The 16,291-nt window shown below is 64.0% G+C and carries 8 protein-coding genes; 4 read left to right on the top strand and 4 right to left on the bottom strand.

The genetic code is table 11. The features are described 5' to 3' along the window. The first annotated feature begins 154 nt into the window (after positions 1 to 154). Positions 155 to 3,337: a hypothetical protein gene (locus MYSTI_RS21545; RefSeq protein WP_015349909.1), complete on the top strand. Its 3,183-nt coding sequence runs from the start codon at positions 155 to 157 to the stop codon at positions 3,335 to 3,337. Then, complete coding sequence (locus MYSTI_RS21540) at positions 3,334 to 9,645, top strand: DEAD/DEAH box helicase (RefSeq protein WP_015349908.1); 6,312 nt, start codon at positions 3,334 to 3,336, stop codon at positions 9,643 to 9,645. The genes MYSTI_RS21545 and MYSTI_RS21540 overlap by 4 nt, the downstream gene beginning before the upstream one ends. Positions 9,646 to 9,767: 122 nt before the next feature. Here MYSTI_RS21540 and MYSTI_RS45725 read toward each other — a convergent pair whose 3' ends face one another. Continuing rightward, a complete protein-coding gene (locus MYSTI_RS45725) occupies positions 9,768 to 10,247 on the bottom strand; it encodes a helix-turn-helix domain-containing protein (protein ID WP_144370123.1) in 480 nt (159 codons plus the stop codon). A gap of 21 nt (positions 10,248 to 10,268) precedes the next feature. On the opposite strand from MYSTI_RS45725, the gene MYSTI_RS21535 reads away from it, so the two are divergent. After that, a complete protein-coding gene (locus tag MYSTI_RS21535) occupies positions 10,269 to 11,933 on the top strand; it encodes a cyclic peptide export ABC transporter (RefSeq protein WP_015349907.1) in 1,665 nt (554 codons plus the stop codon). Between the two features lie 12 nt (positions 11,934 to 11,945). Here MYSTI_RS21535 and MYSTI_RS21530 read toward each other — a convergent pair whose 3' ends face one another. From MYSTI_RS21530 to MYSTI_RS21520, 3 genes are read right to left on the bottom strand one after another with little or no spacing between them, the layout of a single operon-like run. After that, positions 11,946 to 13,277: a glycosyltransferase gene (locus MYSTI_RS21530; RefSeq protein ID WP_015349906.1), complete on the bottom strand. Its 1,332-nt coding sequence runs from the start codon at positions 13,275 to 13,277 to the stop codon at positions 11,946 to 11,948. 11 nt (positions 13,278 to 13,288) lie between these two features. Continuing rightward, positions 13,289 to 14,104 carry a glycosyltransferase gene (locus tag MYSTI_RS21525; protein ID WP_015349905.1) on the bottom strand — a complete coding sequence of 272 codons (816 nt, stop codon included), beginning with the start codon at positions 14,102 to 14,104 and terminating at the stop codon, positions 13,289 to 13,291. 33 nt (positions 14,105 to 14,137) lie between these two features. After that, entirely contained in the window at positions 14,138 to 14,896 is a 759-nt protein-coding gene (locus tag MYSTI_RS21520; RefSeq protein WP_015349904.1) for a galactosyltransferase-related protein, read from the bottom strand. 100 nt (positions 14,897 to 14,996) lie between these two features. Here MYSTI_RS21520 and MYSTI_RS21515 point away from each other — a divergent pair, with 100 nt between their 5' ends. Next, positions 14,997 to 16,289 (top strand): UDP-N-acetylmuramoyl-tripeptide--D-alanyl-D-alanine ligase, encoded by a 1,293-nt coding sequence (locus MYSTI_RS21515; RefSeq protein WP_169558654.1) that lies wholly within the window; start codon positions 14,997 to 14,999, stop codon positions 16,287 to 16,289. Positions 16,290 to 16,291 lie beyond the last annotated feature (2 nt).

Raw genomic sequence — 16,291 nt, 5'->3', positions numbered from 1 at the left:
GCTCCACGAGCGCACGCGGTCATATTGGCGCACGCTGGGATAGATATGCGCACACATTGACCGCCAAACGCCCGCAAGTGAGACTTGCGGGCGCTTGAGCAGCATTCCCGTAGTTCGCGCTGACATTGTCGGCAGACGTTGTGGGGGCGGGAACATGCGAATTGAAAAGTTCCTAAACTCAATCAAGACGAGTTCGCCGGGATGGGAACCCGGCGACAATCTCGCCACGCTCCAGCTAACTGACTCGCTGGTCGGACAGCTCAACGCGTGGGTCGTCGAGCGCGCTCACAAGGTCAAGAGGCTTCGTGATGAGTTCAAGGTCGCCTGGGGCGCAGCAATGCTGCTGGCTGGCGCGCGCGCGACTCAGCGACTCTTCCACGACAATCCGGACGCACGCCTCGAATACGCGAACATCGGCGTCATGCTGGGCATCGATGGGCTCGCTCAGCACATGAATACCGATGCCTGGTCTGCCATCGAGGTCGGAGCTCGCCAAGTCTGGGGCGTCCGCTTGATGCGCTCCCGCACAGCCGCACGCCGTGTTCTCGAAACAATGCTGCTGCACTCCGGCGCGCTCTGGCCGCTGATTGAGGCGCTAACGGACGAAGTCGAGCGCTCTTGGAGCTGGGAATCGCTCGCACAAGCGGATCGGCAGGTGATCGCGGCCTGGATGGCGAATCACGCCAAGCTCCTGCAGGTGCGTGAAGGCCTCCGCGCGGCCCTTGGCGACGAAGACACGCGCCTCGAACTCGCCGAGCATCTGACGCGCTTCGCCGAGGTAAGGGCTTTCCTCGCCCAGCGAGATGCTCGCTCGCTTGCCCGCAGTGCGCTCACTGGGGTGCTCGGCGCTCCGGACGCGGAGACGGCCTGCGCTCTCGCAGCCCGCCTAGCGCAGCCCGCGACTACGGCGCAGACAGAGTGGCGCTGGGACAGCAAGAACGGACTGGACCGGCTCGTACTACGCCTGCCTAACACAATCACCGTTCCCTCCGCCGGCCCCGAGCAGCATCGTCTCTTCCTCGGCTTCGCGAACGGAACCATCACAGTCGCCTACGTGCGCCAAGGCGATCATTATGAGCGTGAGTCCGGCTTGTCGTCACTGCCGTTGCCGCGCGCTACCAAATTCCCAGCTACTATCCTCGCATTCGAAGCGCAGGGCGAATTCGAAGTACCGTACGTGGAGGTAGATGCACCGGCCGAGCCGGTGGGCCTCTTCGATGCGGATACCGGAGCGCAGCTCTCCACCGCGCCGGCCGGCACCACGGTCGTCCTGGTCTGCGCGCCAGGCTACCGACTCGGTGCTCCGGAAAACTTCAAGCCGCGGAATCTCGCCGGGATGGACGCATGGTCGTGCAAGCTTCCTGAACACGCGCAGATGCTGACGATGTACTGCCCCGATGGATCGGCGGAGGAGTGGCCACTCGAGCCCAAGGCGCTCCCACTTCGCATCGTCTTCGAGCCGCCCCATGTCCTTGGCTTGGCGTTTGGTCGCGCCGCTGCCTACTCGCGCTTCCCGCGCTTCTTCGTCGATGGCGATATCCACACGTTCAGCTACCGCCTCACTGGGCCTGCCGGAGAGCTGTCCGGCGATCTGCGCAATCGGCTCGTCAGGCCCGCGCAGAAACTCGCTGCGATTCCTGGCCGCTACCGGCTCGAGGTGTCTGCGCACGGAAGGCGTGGCTTCGCTCACTTCGTGATTATGCCGGAAGGCACCGCGCTTACGTCGAGGTTCGATTCTCGCGGCACGCACATCATCATTTCCGGCGACGAGTTGGCGCTGCTCACGCACGCGCACGAGCACACGCGCGCATTGACTCTAAACCCCTCGGTTCATGGCCAGCTCTCAATCGACGTCGTCTGGCGGCGTGCCGGCCTGCATGGTGCGTATTCCATCGGTGCCTACCCGCCGCGCGTGGAGGTTCGACCGGCGGCTGACGCCGAGGCGACCGACGAGCGTACATTCGAGTTGCTCCTTGGCTGTGGTGGCCTTCAAATCGACGGCCCCCCGGGAATCGGCGTACGCATCTTTTCAGGCGAAGCCATCTTCGTCCGCCATCTCGACTCGACCGGCCACCGCTTCATCCGCTTCTCCGAGCTGCCGCGGCGCGTGCTCCAGGTCGGCGATGGCGGTCTCCGCATCCGTGTGCATGTGGGTAACTGGATCTCCGAGACGCTGCACTTCACTCGGCGCACTGATCGCCGTCTGAACGTCACCCCGGAAATGCGGGCCGGCACTTGGTACGTTCGTACCAAACTTCCGGATTCCCCCCCTGTTTACATCGAGTTCGTGAACGCGTGGGCGCCGTGGACACCTGCGCAGCGCATCGAGGCGAAGGTCGTTTCGCGCGACGAGGAAGGGGGGCTCTACGAGGTGCCCGTCCCTGCCTCAGGACGTCCGTACCAGGTCACAGCGTTCTCCCGCGCCGAACGGATCGCCGGCATGGGATTGATCTGCTCTCACGCTGGCCGCCCGACGGCGCCGCCCGGGCTCGATCTGCTTGAACGCTTGCTCTGGGAGGGGACCGAGCGCAGGCGAGAACTCTGGCGCGACGCGATTGATCGCCGCCTCGCCAAGCATCGCGAGCAGTGGGTCTTCGACACCTTCAAAACGCTCCGCCGCTATGGCTCGCGCTGGTTCAAGATTGCCGAGCATCTCGCGGATGCCATGGTGTATCTGCGCCTCGGCGCCCTCGTGGCGCCTATCGAGGAGCCTGACGACGTCGAAGCGGTCTTCCGTGAGCTTGATTGGCCGCTGGCCCGCGTCCGCTACTCCGATTTCGAGCGCGTCGAACCATCCGATCCTGTGGTCGCATTGCGGAGGATCGCCGAGTGGAATGCCGGACTACTCGTGCCCGCATTCCTCAAGTGGGACCCGAGGGATCGCTACATGGATGTCGCAATGCTTCTCGCTCCGCTCCACGAGGCCCCAAGGCTGCTCAGTAGCACTGAAATCAATGGGGTGTGCAGTCCCGAAGCTGAGGGGATGAGAAACTCAGTTCGCAGTACGGCCAGTGGCCGGCTTGCTGGCTTGGTAGAGATTCGGCGAAAGCATACCGAACTGTCAGACGACGCTGACCTCCGCGGTCTCATCGTTCGTGACGACGATGTCGTAGGCGTGCATCCCCGCCTCAACGCAATCTGGCAACAGGCGATCCCACCCGATGCACGCGCACTCGAGAACGCGGTTGTTCACGTGACCGAGCGCGTCCATCGCTGGCGCGCAGGCGGTCCTGTACTGCCGAAGCTTTGGGACGACGTTCGGGTGCTGCAGCGCAGCGCCCCAATTCTTTTCGACTACTGGCTCAACCGCTGGGCAGCGGAGGATAGCACACCGTGAGCAAACATTATCAATTCGACGCCTACCAAGCATATCATGCGCTGCAGGGGCGCTACGCCGACTTCCTGCTCGACGTGTTTGGAGTGCGGCCCGGGCCTCTCGCGAACGTTCTTCGCTCGCATTGGAGCAGCGACAGCGGCTTCTCGCTGTTCGCTCCGCTGCTCGTTCAAGCCGCGTTCCCATTCCGCCCTGGGAAGACGCTTACCGACCTTCAAGCAGTCTCGACCAAGCAGCGCACAATAGAGCGCCCACTGCACCCGAAGACGGTCTCATTGCTGAAGAAGGCGGGAATCGACTACCCGCTGTTCGAGCACCAGGTCGACACGATTCGTGCAGCTTCCCACGGCAAGACTGTGGTCCTCTCCGCGGGCACGGGCAGTGGAAAAACCGAGGCGTTCGTCATCCCGCTCATTGATCGCCTCTTCTGGGATCATGAGGAGGGCCGCGACGATCTCGGCCAGCCGGGTGTGCGCGCTGTGGTTGTCTACCCTCTCAACGCGCTTGTGAACAACCAAGTGGATCGCATGCTGGCGATGCTTGGTGGGCAAGATGAGATCAACTTCGCTTACTACACCAGCCGACTGAAGGACTCGTGGCGTTCGGCAAAGAACTCCTACGAGCGCCGAGGCAAGCTGGTGCCGCCGAAATGCCAGATTATCGACCGCGCGACGCTGCGTGGACTTGATGGTGGTGATGGTCGACCCAAGGGACCGCCGCACGTTCTCGTCACCAACTTCAGCATGCTCGAGTACATGCTGATCCGTCCGAGCGACCGGACGATCTTCGAGCCCGAGAACCTTTTCTACGGCGAACATCCGCGTCTCAAGATGATGGTGCTCGACGAAGCTCACGTTTACGCTGGCGCGCAGGCTGCCGAGATCCACATGCTGCTGCGCCGCGCTGCGCAGCGCTTCGGCACCACGCTAGAAGCGGTTCAGGGGTTCGCGACTTCCGCGACGCTCGCGCAGGAAGAGAGCGAAGGACGCGCTGTGCTCGATGAGTACGCGTCCCGCATGTTCGCGAAGAAGAGTAACGTGAAGTCCGTCGAGGGACGCCGCTATCTGCCGGAGGAAGCCCGCACGCCGCGCCAGGTGCCGGAACTTAGACCTCCCGCAACGCTTGCTGCCGATCAGCAGTTGATCGCCGCAGACCTCCGCACGCTCAAATACGAGGACTCGGGTAATCCCTCCGCATTACTTCGTGATGCTGCGCTCGCCAACACCTCGTGGAAGGCATGCGAAGCGCTCGGGCTGGTGACCGAGGCAGAGCGCGCGCAGTTGCCCGCGGAGATCGCCGACTGCCCAGCTCTCCTCCTGCATCACGTGTACGCCACGCATCCGCGGCTCATCGAGCTGCGCAAGTGGCTCTTCGAACAGAAGGAGCTGCCCGACATCGATCAGGTCGCTGTCAAGGTGTATGGTCCTGCCGATTCGAGTGAGCAGCGACGACGCGCGACCGATGCGCTCCTGCGCCTCGGCTCGCTCGCACGCCATGATGCCAAGCTGCACCCGTTCATCCCGATCCGTATGCATGCGCTTGTGCGCGCGCCGACCGGTGTCTGGGTCGATCCGCGCCCGCCCGAGACGAAGATCGTCGAGGGGTGGCCCTGGGGGGCGGTAACTTCCATCGCACCTTCCGGTGCTCCCGACGAAACTCCGCGTGCGCAGCTTGGCGTCTGCGCTGAATGTGGTGCGCCTTACCTTGTCGCTTATCGAGTTGGCGAGGCCAAGGAGCTACGGCTCGAGAAGGCGGACAATGCGGTCCGCCTTGCTGTTCGCCCGAAGAAAGGCATGGAGGACGTGCTGTGCGTCGACGGAACGCGCGTCCCTGTCGAGTTCAGGGAGCTCGGGGCGGCGGACCGTCACGGACGTTCGCCAATGAGCTCTTGCCTGCAGTGCAATACGGTTGCTACCCGGCTTCGCCCTCTACTGCTCAGCCCGCGCGCGGCGCTCGGCGCGGTGGTCGATATGGTGTACCCGCACCTTGGAGAGATGCCGCCGAGCACTGCGGAGCAGGAGTTCCGCCCAGGCGGCGGGCGCCGCCTGCTCACGTTCTCGGATAGCCGCCAAGAAGCGGCTCGTATCGCTGCAGTCGTGGAGAGCACACACGACACCGGCGTCAACCGCCAACTCATCGTCACTGCGCTCCGTGACGAGGGCGGTCAGGCGACGGTGAAGGAGTTGGCGCGCACGCTCGGCCAAAATGAGCTGCTCCTCGAGCGAGCAGCCTCGCGTGCTCTTGAGCAGCCCGAATCGCTCGAATACCTCGGCCTGCTCTCAATCTATGAGGAGCTTGCGAGACCGCCAAGCCGCGCCAACACGCTGGAAACGCTCGGTATCGTCGAGGTCGTGTACCCCAACCTGCCGCCGTGCCCGAACGATGCGCTGCCCTACTTTGGTAGCGACATGGTATGGAAGGACTTTATCGCCCAGTTGCTTGACTTTGCGCGTAGCCGCGGCGTGGTAATCAAGCCCAGCACCGACGAGCCGGAAGCAGAGGAAAAGCTCGGGCACTTCCTTCCGAACACGATCGGCAACAAGCTCGTTTGGAGCACGGCGGAGGATCTGTCGGACGAGGACGAATCCGAGGCGGAAGACGAAGATGTCGGCCGCGACATCCCTATGTACCCGCGCCGACATCCCGAGACTGGCCGGATGTACGACTACACAGCGCGCGTGCGCGAGCGCCTCAAGATGCCCGATTCGATGGGCGTCGACTCCCTGCTCTCACTCGCCTGGATCGCGCTAACTCAGCATTCGGCGCAGGGCTGCAAGTGGCTCCGGCTGAAGCAGGACAAGCTCCAGATCGATCTGTCGCGCCTTGAGCTCCGGCTTCATGAGCAACCGCCGCTCGTCGACGTCGACTCAGGCCGTGTCTATTTCCGCTCCGTGGGCGGTGTGGTTCCGGTGCCAAAGTGCCCGCGCGCCCTCTCGCCGATGAGTGACGACGCGCGGACACTCTGGGCTGCTCGTCACTCAGTACGCCGCATCCTCGAGGATCCGCTCCTCGGCCTGCACAGCGTTGAGCACACGGCGCAGATCGGAGTCGACTCGCTCGAAGGGGAAGAAAGCGCCTTCCGCCGTGGCGAGCGAAACCTGCTCGCATCATCGACCACGCTGGAGATGGGCGTTGACATCGGAGGCCTCACTTTCGTGATGATGACCAACGTGCCGCCGAGTCCCGCGAACTACTGGCAGCGAGCAGGTCGTGCCGGCCGCCGTGCAGACGGCTCGTCAATGGTGCTCACTCTCGCGCTCAATCGACCGCACGATCAGTTGGTGTTCACCAGCCCGCGGCGTTTCCTCCACTCAGAGATGACGCCACCGCAGGTTCGCCTTGACGCATCGCCGCTTCTGCTTCGGCACGTGAACGCTTCGCTGCTAGCTGCGTTCTTTGAGGAAGCGGTGGAGCGCGACAACGCCGGCAGCCCGATGCGCGCGTTTGGAACGGTCGACGAGTTCCTGTTCCGACCTGCCATCGGTGGTGGCGGTATGGACAAGCAATTCGCCGACAAGCTCGATTTGCATAGTGAGGACCCGCTCGCACATGCATTCGAACGATGGCTCGACAAGCTCGACGACGATTCAAGCGTGGCTCCGCAGATCCGCGCTCTGACGCAGGGCACGATATTGGCAACGTATTCGCTATCCGAGCTGGCTGCTTCTTGCTCCAAGGCGCTCGCGCGTGCAGTCGAGACGGTCAGCAGAGATTACAAAGTGCTCAAGGAACAGCGTGAGCGCGAGTTGCAGAAAGGTGAGTCCGCGCGTGACGAGACGTTCCTCGCCGCTCTCTCCCACCAAGAGCGCGTGCTTCTTATTGAGACGCTGATCGCATGTCTGGCGCGAAACGGATTCTTGCCGCGCTTCGGCTTTCCGCTCGACATCGTGCATCTCGACACGAAGTGGAAGTTCAGGAGGAAGAAGGACAAGGGCGAGCAGAATGACGACGAGGACGAGCGGAAGCAGCAGGAAGAGCAGCTCGATCTGCGTATGGAGCGCGCCCTTGACATCGCGCTAAGCGAGTACGCGCCTGGCTCCGAAATCATTGCTGGCAAGAAACTGCACCGCGTCGCGGGCGTAGTTCGCAACTGGCTGGCCGGCGATGAGACCAGCGTCGTGCAGCACTTTTATCTTGAGTGCGAGAAATGCGGGCATTTCGGGGACCACAATGCTTGGCCAAGAGCATGTGAGATCTGTGGTCACCCAACGGTGTTCCAGGAGGAGGCGTTGGAGTCGGCCACGGAGGCGACTGGACGCCGGCGTCGAAAGAAGAAGGCCACCGAGGATGCGGAGACGCCGCTCGAGGCGGGTGAGGTTCTTCCGAGCCGCGTGCGCCGCTACATGCGGCCAAGTGGCTTCGCGGTCAAAGCCGGTCGCCGGCCGCGGCGAGTGGGCTCCGAAATTGATCGGATGCCTTCCCCGCGCGTGACCGTTCGCGCCTCCAACTCCCTGGGCCTTGTAGAGCTCCTTCCCGCCGGCGTCATAGGTGGCTTCACCGCCAACTCGACGGTCTTTGTGCGCTCCGAGGGTAGGTCTGAGCGGCCGGGCGGACCTGGGTTCGGCTTCGCCATCTGTCAGCGCTGCGGGTTTGCCGAACCGGAGGAATCCTTTGAAGGTTCCGTTCCCGAGGCGTTCGTGGAGCATGATCGACTCCGAGGATTCCGCCCCTGTGAAGGCCGGGGCACTTGGCGGCATGCCGTTCTCGGCACTTCGATAACCGTCGATGCATTCCGACTGCGGCTGACAAAGGAGTTCCGTCCTACCGTCCTGCCGAATGAGGAGGAAGCGTTCTTCCACACGTTCGCGGCTTACCTACAGCTCGTTGCGGCGCGAAGGCTCCAAATCGATCCGCGTGCGCTACACGGAGCTGTCGCAATGTGGCAGGACGCTAACCCGAGAAACGGGCACGATGGCGGCTCAGCACGAGAGGCGGTCGTGTACGAGCCCAGCGGCTCCGGCATGCTGCGGCACCTCATGGACGATCCGGTTGCGCTTCTTCGCGACGTGGTCACCATGATCGAGAAAAAAGACGAGGCGCAGATCATCCGCTTCGACACGCAGTTCCTCGCCGCCCGCGGTATGCTACGCGTCGATCTGCTTCGGGCGCACTTCCTTGATCCCGCGCGCAAGATGCTGCTCGATGCGGCAAATCCGATTGAAAAGCACAGGGCCGCAGCGTTGCGTGGACGCGGGCCAATGCTCGCTGCAATTGAGCTGGTCGAGGATACTGGCTCGGAGCTCGGGCTCCAAGCCACCGAGATCGCTGGTGATGCGCTCGAGGCGGGTGGGCTCTTGCGTTCCGTGCTACGGCGCGTGCTTGACGCGGAAAAGCACGTGCCGCAGCTGCTGCTCAGCCGCCTGCCCGACGCCAGTGGAAAGAACGACGAGGATGCCGTCGTCGCCGTTCATCTGCGGCGACTGATCGAGAGCGGAATGCACATACGCATCGCTGCCCCTGCGGATCGAAAGGTGATCGGCGAAGACGTGTGGCAGCTCCTCTCCATCGGTCCTACGCGCGCTGCGGCCATCGGCGGTGTACCGACTACGGGCAGCGAGGGTCCGCGCTTCGGCTCTGCGTGGCTCGATGGTTGCATTCCCATCGAGGCGAAGCCCGAGGCTGCGAAGGAGGCATGGTCAAGGTTCGCCGAGCGCTGGGGACGCGGCCAGCCGGTGACGGTGGCAGATCTCACGCCGAACTCGCCCAATGCCCGTCCGCTCGTCGAGATCGCAAAGGGTGTGGTCAACCCCGACCTTGTCTATACGTGGCGGCTGATCCGGTCGCAGCTCGGCGAGCTGAACCAGTTAGGGAGGGTGACGAGGCTCGCATACAATGATCGGCACCTCGGCAAGAGCGCGATCGCGCTGTGGATGCTCGGCGAGCTGCTCCAACGCTTCGCCTATGCGCCGAATGCCGAGGGCAAGATTTGGACGCGCGCGGCGGAGGGCTACGACGGCCAGACGAAGACCAGCGACGAATTGTTTAAGCTGAAGAAGGCTCCGGGCAACCTCGGGCCAAAGCAGTCCGAGATGCTGGCGAAGTGGTGCTCAGTCGAGGCGGGCAAAAAAGGTCTCGACCTGCGTTTTGAACGCCGCTTTGAACTCGAACACCCACGCAAACTTGTGGTCGAGTTCGCGCCGGGCGGCAAGCACAGCTCGCTCAAAGTGCTCTTCGACAGCGGCCTCGATTGGGCAGAGTGCAAATCGGTGGTGGGACCGTGGACGCAGGGGCCGTTCCAGACCCGAACGACGCACGTGAGCATCTATTTGGATCTGCCGGTCGGCAACGATCTCGCTTCGCTCGGAGTTTGAACGAGCCGCTCACCTTGAGGCTACACCCCGCCGGCAACCGCCGGACGCAGCACGGCAGCTGGGTCGAGCAGTTCGTTCGCCAGAGGTTGAAGTATTGAGTGGGAAGTGGCCTACGTTCGGTCCTACGACGAAGGTTCCGAGATGAATCTCTCCAGATCCTCAGCCCATATTTGCACCGCGTTGAAGATGCGGATGTAGGGTAATTCGCCCCACTCGCGCAGGCGGTACACGGTGGTCAGGCAGACTCCCAGCCGTTTCGCGACCTCCCAGACAGTGAGCGACCGGCCAGGACCCGAGGCTCCCAGCGCCACCGGGGCGGAGCCAAGCAGCAAAAGTCTTAGGTCCCAGATGGGACGGGTGGACCGCTCCGGTGAAGAAACCCGAGTATTTACGATGTGTTGTGAAGGGTTGGTAGCCGCTGGACGGCCCCCGGGGGGGCCTTGGGGTGCAAGTGGTCGCAGGTTCAAATCCTGTCGCCCCGACCATCGAAGGCCCTGGAGTTTCCGGAGAAATCCGGTGACTCCAGGGCCTTCACCTTTTTGGGGCTTGTGGGCTCCTGCGACTAGGCTCGTCGCACCTCCCTCGCCCGACTTCCCGTCCATGCGTCCACGGGAGACACCTCCATGAAACTGCTGGCCTTCCTGTTGAGCCGCTCTCGCGGACTCCTGGTGTTGGCGACGTTCGCTGGAATTGTCAGCGGCGCGAGCAGCAGTGCGCTCGTGTCCGTCATCAACAACGCGCTGACCCAGGACACCTTCCGGTCTGGGAAGACCCTCGCCACGTTCGGCGGCATCCTGGTGCTCTTCGTGACGTCCCGCCTGGCCTCGCAGTATGTCCTCAACCACCTCAACCAGGGCGCGCTTCTCGAACTGCGGATGCGTCTGAGCCGCCGGGTCCTCACCTCCACGCTGCGCCAGTTGGAGGAGACGGGCATGCACCGCCTCCAGACCTTGCTCACGGACGACATCCCCGCCGTCAGCAACAGTCTCTCGCTGCTGCCCACCATCGCCATCAGCGCCGCCACGTTGATCGGCTGCCTTGCCTACCTCGCCACGCTCTCGCCCATCATCTTCGTGTTCATGATCGGCTTCATCATCGTGGGCGGGCTCATCTACCGGCTGCCCGTGCGACTGAGCCTGAAGTACTTCCAGCAGTCACGCGCCCAGAGCGACATCCTCAACAAGGCGTTCCGCTCGCTGATGGAGGGCATCAAGGAGCTGAAGCTGCACGCGCCTCGTCGCACGGCGTTCCTCTCCCAAGGCGTCGAGGTTCCCGCGAAAGAGCTGCGCCGGTTGATGCGCGTCAGCTCCAACATCCTCAGCACCAACGCGAGCTGGACCTCGTTCCTCTTCTTCGCCTTCCTCGGGCTGTTGCTCTTCAGCGTGACCCGCCTCACGGACGTGAGCGCCACCACGCTGACGAGCTGCACGTTGATCATCCTCTACCTCCAGCAGCCGTTGGACCTGCTGCTCGGCAGTCTCAACGTCCTGGGGCGCGGCAACATCGCACTGGAGCGGCTCCAGCAGTTGGATCCCCAGGGGTGGAACGCGAAGGAGAACGACAGCCCGTCCTACGAAGGGACGCCTCCTCGCTTCGAGCGATTGGAGCTCAGGGGCGTCACCCATACGTACTTCCGGGAGAATGACGACACCCGCTTCGTGCTGGGTCCCATCAACCTGACCTTCCAGCGCGGAGAGCTGGTGTTCCTCGTCGGAGGAAACGGCAGCGGGAAGACCACCTTCGGCAAGCTGCTCACCGGCCTGTATGCGCCGGACGCCGGAGAGGTCTGGCTCAACGGCGAGCGCGTCACCGATGCCAACCGCGAGCAGTACCGCCAGCAATTCACGGCGGTGTTCTCCGACTTCCACCTCTTCGACAATCTCTTCGGTCTGGACCCCTCCGACCGCGGTGCCCGGGTGCGCGAGTATCTCTCCCGCCTCCAGCTCGACCACAAGGTCCGCATCAGCGAAGAGGGCACCCTGTCCACCACGAGCCTGTCTCAAGGACAGCGCAAGCGATTGGCGCTGCTGACGGCCTACCTGGAGGAGCGCTCTTTCTATCTCTTCGACGAGTGGGCCGCGGACCAGGACCCCGCCTTCAAGGAGATCTTCTACAACCAACTCCTGCCGGACCTGAAGGCGCAGGGGAAGACCGTGCTGGTCATCAGCCACGACAACCGTTTCTTCCAAGTGGCGGACCGGTTGCTCGTGCTCGAGTCCGGGCGATTGGTGGACTCGTCTCCGGCGATAGGACTCGAGCTTCCGGAGCGCCACCGGAACGCGTCCTGAGCGCGAATCCGCTCAGGTGCCGCTCGGCCGGGGCAGGGGCTCCTGCTCCTTCTCGAGAAACTGCTCCAGCGTGCGTGCCATGGCCTGGGGCGACTCCGCCTCTCGGAATCGCATGCTCATGGCCTGGCTTGCCTGCCGGTATCCCGGCTGGGTGATGACTTCATCGAGCAGGGCCACCAGTGTTTCACCCGTCATGTCGAACGGAGAGCCCCGCACGCCGAGGCCATGATGAGTCACCAGCCGGGCGACTCGGGGCTGGTCATGCTGGAAGGGCAGCGCCACCATGGGCACGCCGAAGTAGATGGCTTCCTTGGTGCTGTTGAAACCACAGTGGGTCACCATGGCCGTCGCGCGCTGCAACAGCCCAAGCTGCGGAACCTGGTGGGCGGCGATGATGTTGGGCGCGGCCCGCTCCAGCATCCCCAGGTCGGTCAGCGGGCCCGCCGAGACGACGAACTGCCAATCGGGCCTCCGCGCGGCCGCGTCGCCCAGGCCGCGGATGAAGTCCTGGTGCCGCTTCAAGAGGTACGGCACGGAGCCCAGCGCGATGAGGATGAGGGGCCGACCCTCCTGAATCCGTGACCAGTCGAAGTCTGGCTCCTCGCGGTCCAGGGCGATGCAGGGACCCAGGAAGTGCAGCGACTCCCGGCGCGGCGCGTCCCCCGTGTCGATGAACTCACCCGGGCAGAGCACCACCATGGGCGTGGCTGAAGGAAAGAACCTCCCGGGCCCATCTCCTTCGACGATGTGGCCGTACTTGCGCGCCAGCTCCGAGAAGAACCAGGTCATGGGGCGAATGAATCCAAGCCTCGCCCCCGTTTTCTCCAGTGTCCTCCGCAGGCTCGCTCGAAACGCGCCCCAGACCCGGTCCATCGGGGCTCGCCACGAGGGCTTGGGCGGACGCGGCTGCGGCGCCATGGGCACCGTGGTGTTCACGAGGACCGTGGGCACTCCGTTGCCGTACGCAACGAGATGCAAGGCCCGCTCAATCACATCGCAGATGAAGAGGTCGGGTTTCAGCCGCTGGAAGAGCCCATCGAGCGCTCCCGCGAGAATGGCCTCCATCATCCGTCTGACCCTGCCCACGTGCCTGCGGATGTGGCGAAGCTGCCCCCACCGGTCGCGGCGAACACGCAGCGATGTGACCTCCTCCAGGTCGCCCTCGGGAAAGAGGTCCGGGAAGAGCGGCTCGAAGTCGAAGCCCTCCGCGACGATGCGTTCCCGGGCATCCAGGAAGCCACAGAAGTGGATGCGGTGTCCCTGGGACTGGAGGGCTCGGGCGAACTTCAACGCCGGGTTGATGTGTCCTGGCGTCATGCCCGCGGCGATGAGGATGGTGGCCATGTCGGGTCCTGCTACGACAACCAGCTGCGGAAGAGCCGACGCAGGCCGCCCAGAGGGCCCGGGCCTCGGGCCTCCACGGGGTAGCGCGAGCGCAGGTCGGCGGGAAGCGTGTCGAAGGCGTACTCCTGGCCCCATCCGAGAGACGTGAGCTTCAAGCCCTTCGCGTCCGTGAGATAGTCGTAGCCGAGGCGCTGATACTTCGAGCCTGGATCCAGCTGCTCGTAGCGCTCCCGCCGCGCCAGGCGGTCCTCCGCCTTCACCATGCGCAAGTGATAGAGATTGTGCGGCACCACCAGGTGTCTGGCTCGCTCGAGCTCCTGCGGATACCAGACACCATGAAACTTCGTATGGCGCTTGCCCTTGAACGTCAGCGTGTCCGGCAGGGGAAAGGCACAGCAGCGTGTCTTCTTTCCCCAGAGGCCATCGGACCGGTACTGCGCCACGCCGTCCCACAGCTCGCGGTAGCGCAGCGTGACCAGGGGCCGGTTGCGCCGCTCCGCCTTCCGGAGGACCTCTGGGAGTCGGACGAGGAAGTCCTGCTCGAAGCGCTCGTCGGCGTCGCAGCACAGCACCCAGCGGGCACCCAGCGCCTTGGCTCGCTCCAGCAGTCGGGTGCGGTTCCCCAGCTCGTCCCAACCCTCCATCTCCGCGCGGGCCGGATTGGTGAGCACCTCCGCCACCTTCGGCTCGGCGGAGAGCACCGCGCGTGTGTTGTCGGTGGACCCGTCATCGAGCGCGATGATGGCGTCCACGTGGTCGCGCAGGTGGGCCAGACATCCCCGCAGGTGGTAGTCCTCGTTGCGAAGCTGCATCACGGCGACGAGCACGAAGGTGCTCCTTTGCGCGAAGGGTTCCGAGGCTCACTGCCGGCGCCAGTCGAAGGCCACTCGCTGGAAGCTCTCACCCCATCCACCAGGGTTGGCCTGAGGGGAGACAGGCTGGAAGATGCGCTCCGCGTACTCGGGTGAGGGGGGCTCCGCCGCCTGGCGGACCTTCCGCGCCTCGAAGGACAGGTGGAGGATTCGCATGTCGTCCAGCGGATGCAGGTAGGTCTCCGTCTGCATGAGCCGGATGCGCAGGTTGTCATCGTCCCCGCCCCAGCGATCAAAGCTCTCGTCGTATCCATGCACCCGAGCCAATCGCTCCCGTGGCACGCAGATGGAGCCGTAGAGGTTCCACGGCGGCGCGCAGGTCTTCTCCAGCGAGCCTTGCCGTGCCTCCAGCGCATCGAACGTCGCGAAGCACACGTGGCCCAGCGCGGCGGTCCCTGGGTTCGCGGCGATGTGGTCGAGCGCACGCGCCGGTACATCCGTGACGAAGGCGGACTCGGGCGAGACGACGAGCACGTTCTCTCCCAGCGCGTTCCGGATGCCCACGTTGAGGGCTCGGCACGGGGGGCGCCACGGATGGTCGAGGTCGTTCACCAGCACGCGCCACCGGATGGAGGGGAAGTCTCGGAGGACGCGCAGCAGGTCCGCCTCTTCGCTCGGCTCATCCAGACTGAGGACGACTTCGTACTCATGCCGACTGAAGAAGCGCGCATTCAGCGGCAGCACCCGCATGAACTCTCGGAGGCGCTTGTAGTAAGGCATGACGACGCTGAGCTTGATCTCGTCCACGCGCGGGTGTTCTCTTCTTTCTGGGAGATTCCCGATTTCTCGAATTTATGCTTTCTTTGTCTCCCTTGGCGAGCATGAAAGCATCCAGATGATATCCATCGTGTGGAGTTTGGCGTCGCGCCTCATCGGCTGGAGCTTGAAGGTTCAGCTGAAGCGCTACCTCCGGAAGAATCCACAGGTGATGATCGTGGCGGTGACCGGCAGCGTGGGGAAGACGACCACGAAGCTGGCGATCGCCAAGGTCCTGGCGCAGCGATTCAAGGTGCAAGCCCATTCGGGGAACTACAACAACGAGCTGGGTGTTCCGCTGGCCATCTTCGAGTTGGAGTCACCCGGTGACATCCGCAACCTGAAGGGCTGGATGGGGATTGTGCGTGAGATGAGTCGCCGTCTCACGAAACCGCTGCCGTATGACGTGATTGTTCAAGAGCTGGGCGCGGGGCGGCGAGGGGATATTGGTTACTTCTCCTTCCTCCGGCCCAGGGTGGGCGTGGTGACCGCCGCGAAGCCCGCGCACCTCCAGCGCTTCGGGAGCATCGAGGCCATCGTCGACGAGAAGTTCTCGCTGGCGGAGCTCAGCCAGATCGCCCTGGTGAACGCGGAGGAGGAGCGCTTTGCCCCGAAGCTGACGACGCTGGCGCCGAGCAAGCTGCACACCTATGGCACCTCGAGAGGTGACTATCGGTTCAGCCTCCGAAGTGACTCGGCGGCGCACGGGCTGGAAGGGACGTTGGTCCTGAGAAAAGGACAGGTGGATGCGTCCGTTCGCATGATGGGGAGACACATGGCGGAAGCCGTTGCCGCGGCCGCCGCCGTGGGTGAGTTGTTGGGGATGACGCCCGAGGAGATCAAAGCCGGCGTCGAGCGAATCGAGCCCGTCTCGGGGCGCATGAGTCCGCTCGAGGGTCGGAATGGAAGCCTCCTCCTCGACGACTCGTACAATGCGAGCCCGGAGGCGCTGATCGCGTCCCTCAACACCCTGTATGCGCTGCCGGGTCGGAAGATCGCCATCCTGGGAGGGATGAACGAGCTGGGCTCGGACGCGGCGAGATACTACGCGCAGGTCGGTGGCCACTGCGGACAGCTGGATTGGTTGGTGACGGTCGCGGACCTGGCCAGACAGTACGTGGCACCCGCGAAGGCCGCGGGTCTCGGCGATGACCGGATCCGATGTTTCGACACGCCCTATGAAGCGGGCGAGTTCGTCGCCAGCCTGCTCCAGCGCGGAGACACGGTGCTCGTGAAGGGCTCTCAGGGCGGCATCTTCTGCGAGGAGGCCACCGCGAAGTTGCTGGCGAACCCGGCGGACACGGCTCGCCTGGTCCGTCAGTCTCCCTACTGGCAGAACCTCAAGGCCCAGGCGTTCAGCCACACGAAGAGCGCGGCGAGTTGAGC

It is taken from the genome of Myxococcus stipitatus DSM 14675 (assembly GCF_000331735.1).
In the GTDB taxonomy this organism is placed as follows: domain Bacteria; phylum Myxococcota; class Myxococcia; order Myxococcales; family Myxococcaceae; genus Myxococcus; species Myxococcus stipitatus.
Note: the sequence above shows the minus strand (reverse complement) of the source record. Positions and strands in the feature narration are given on the sequence as shown.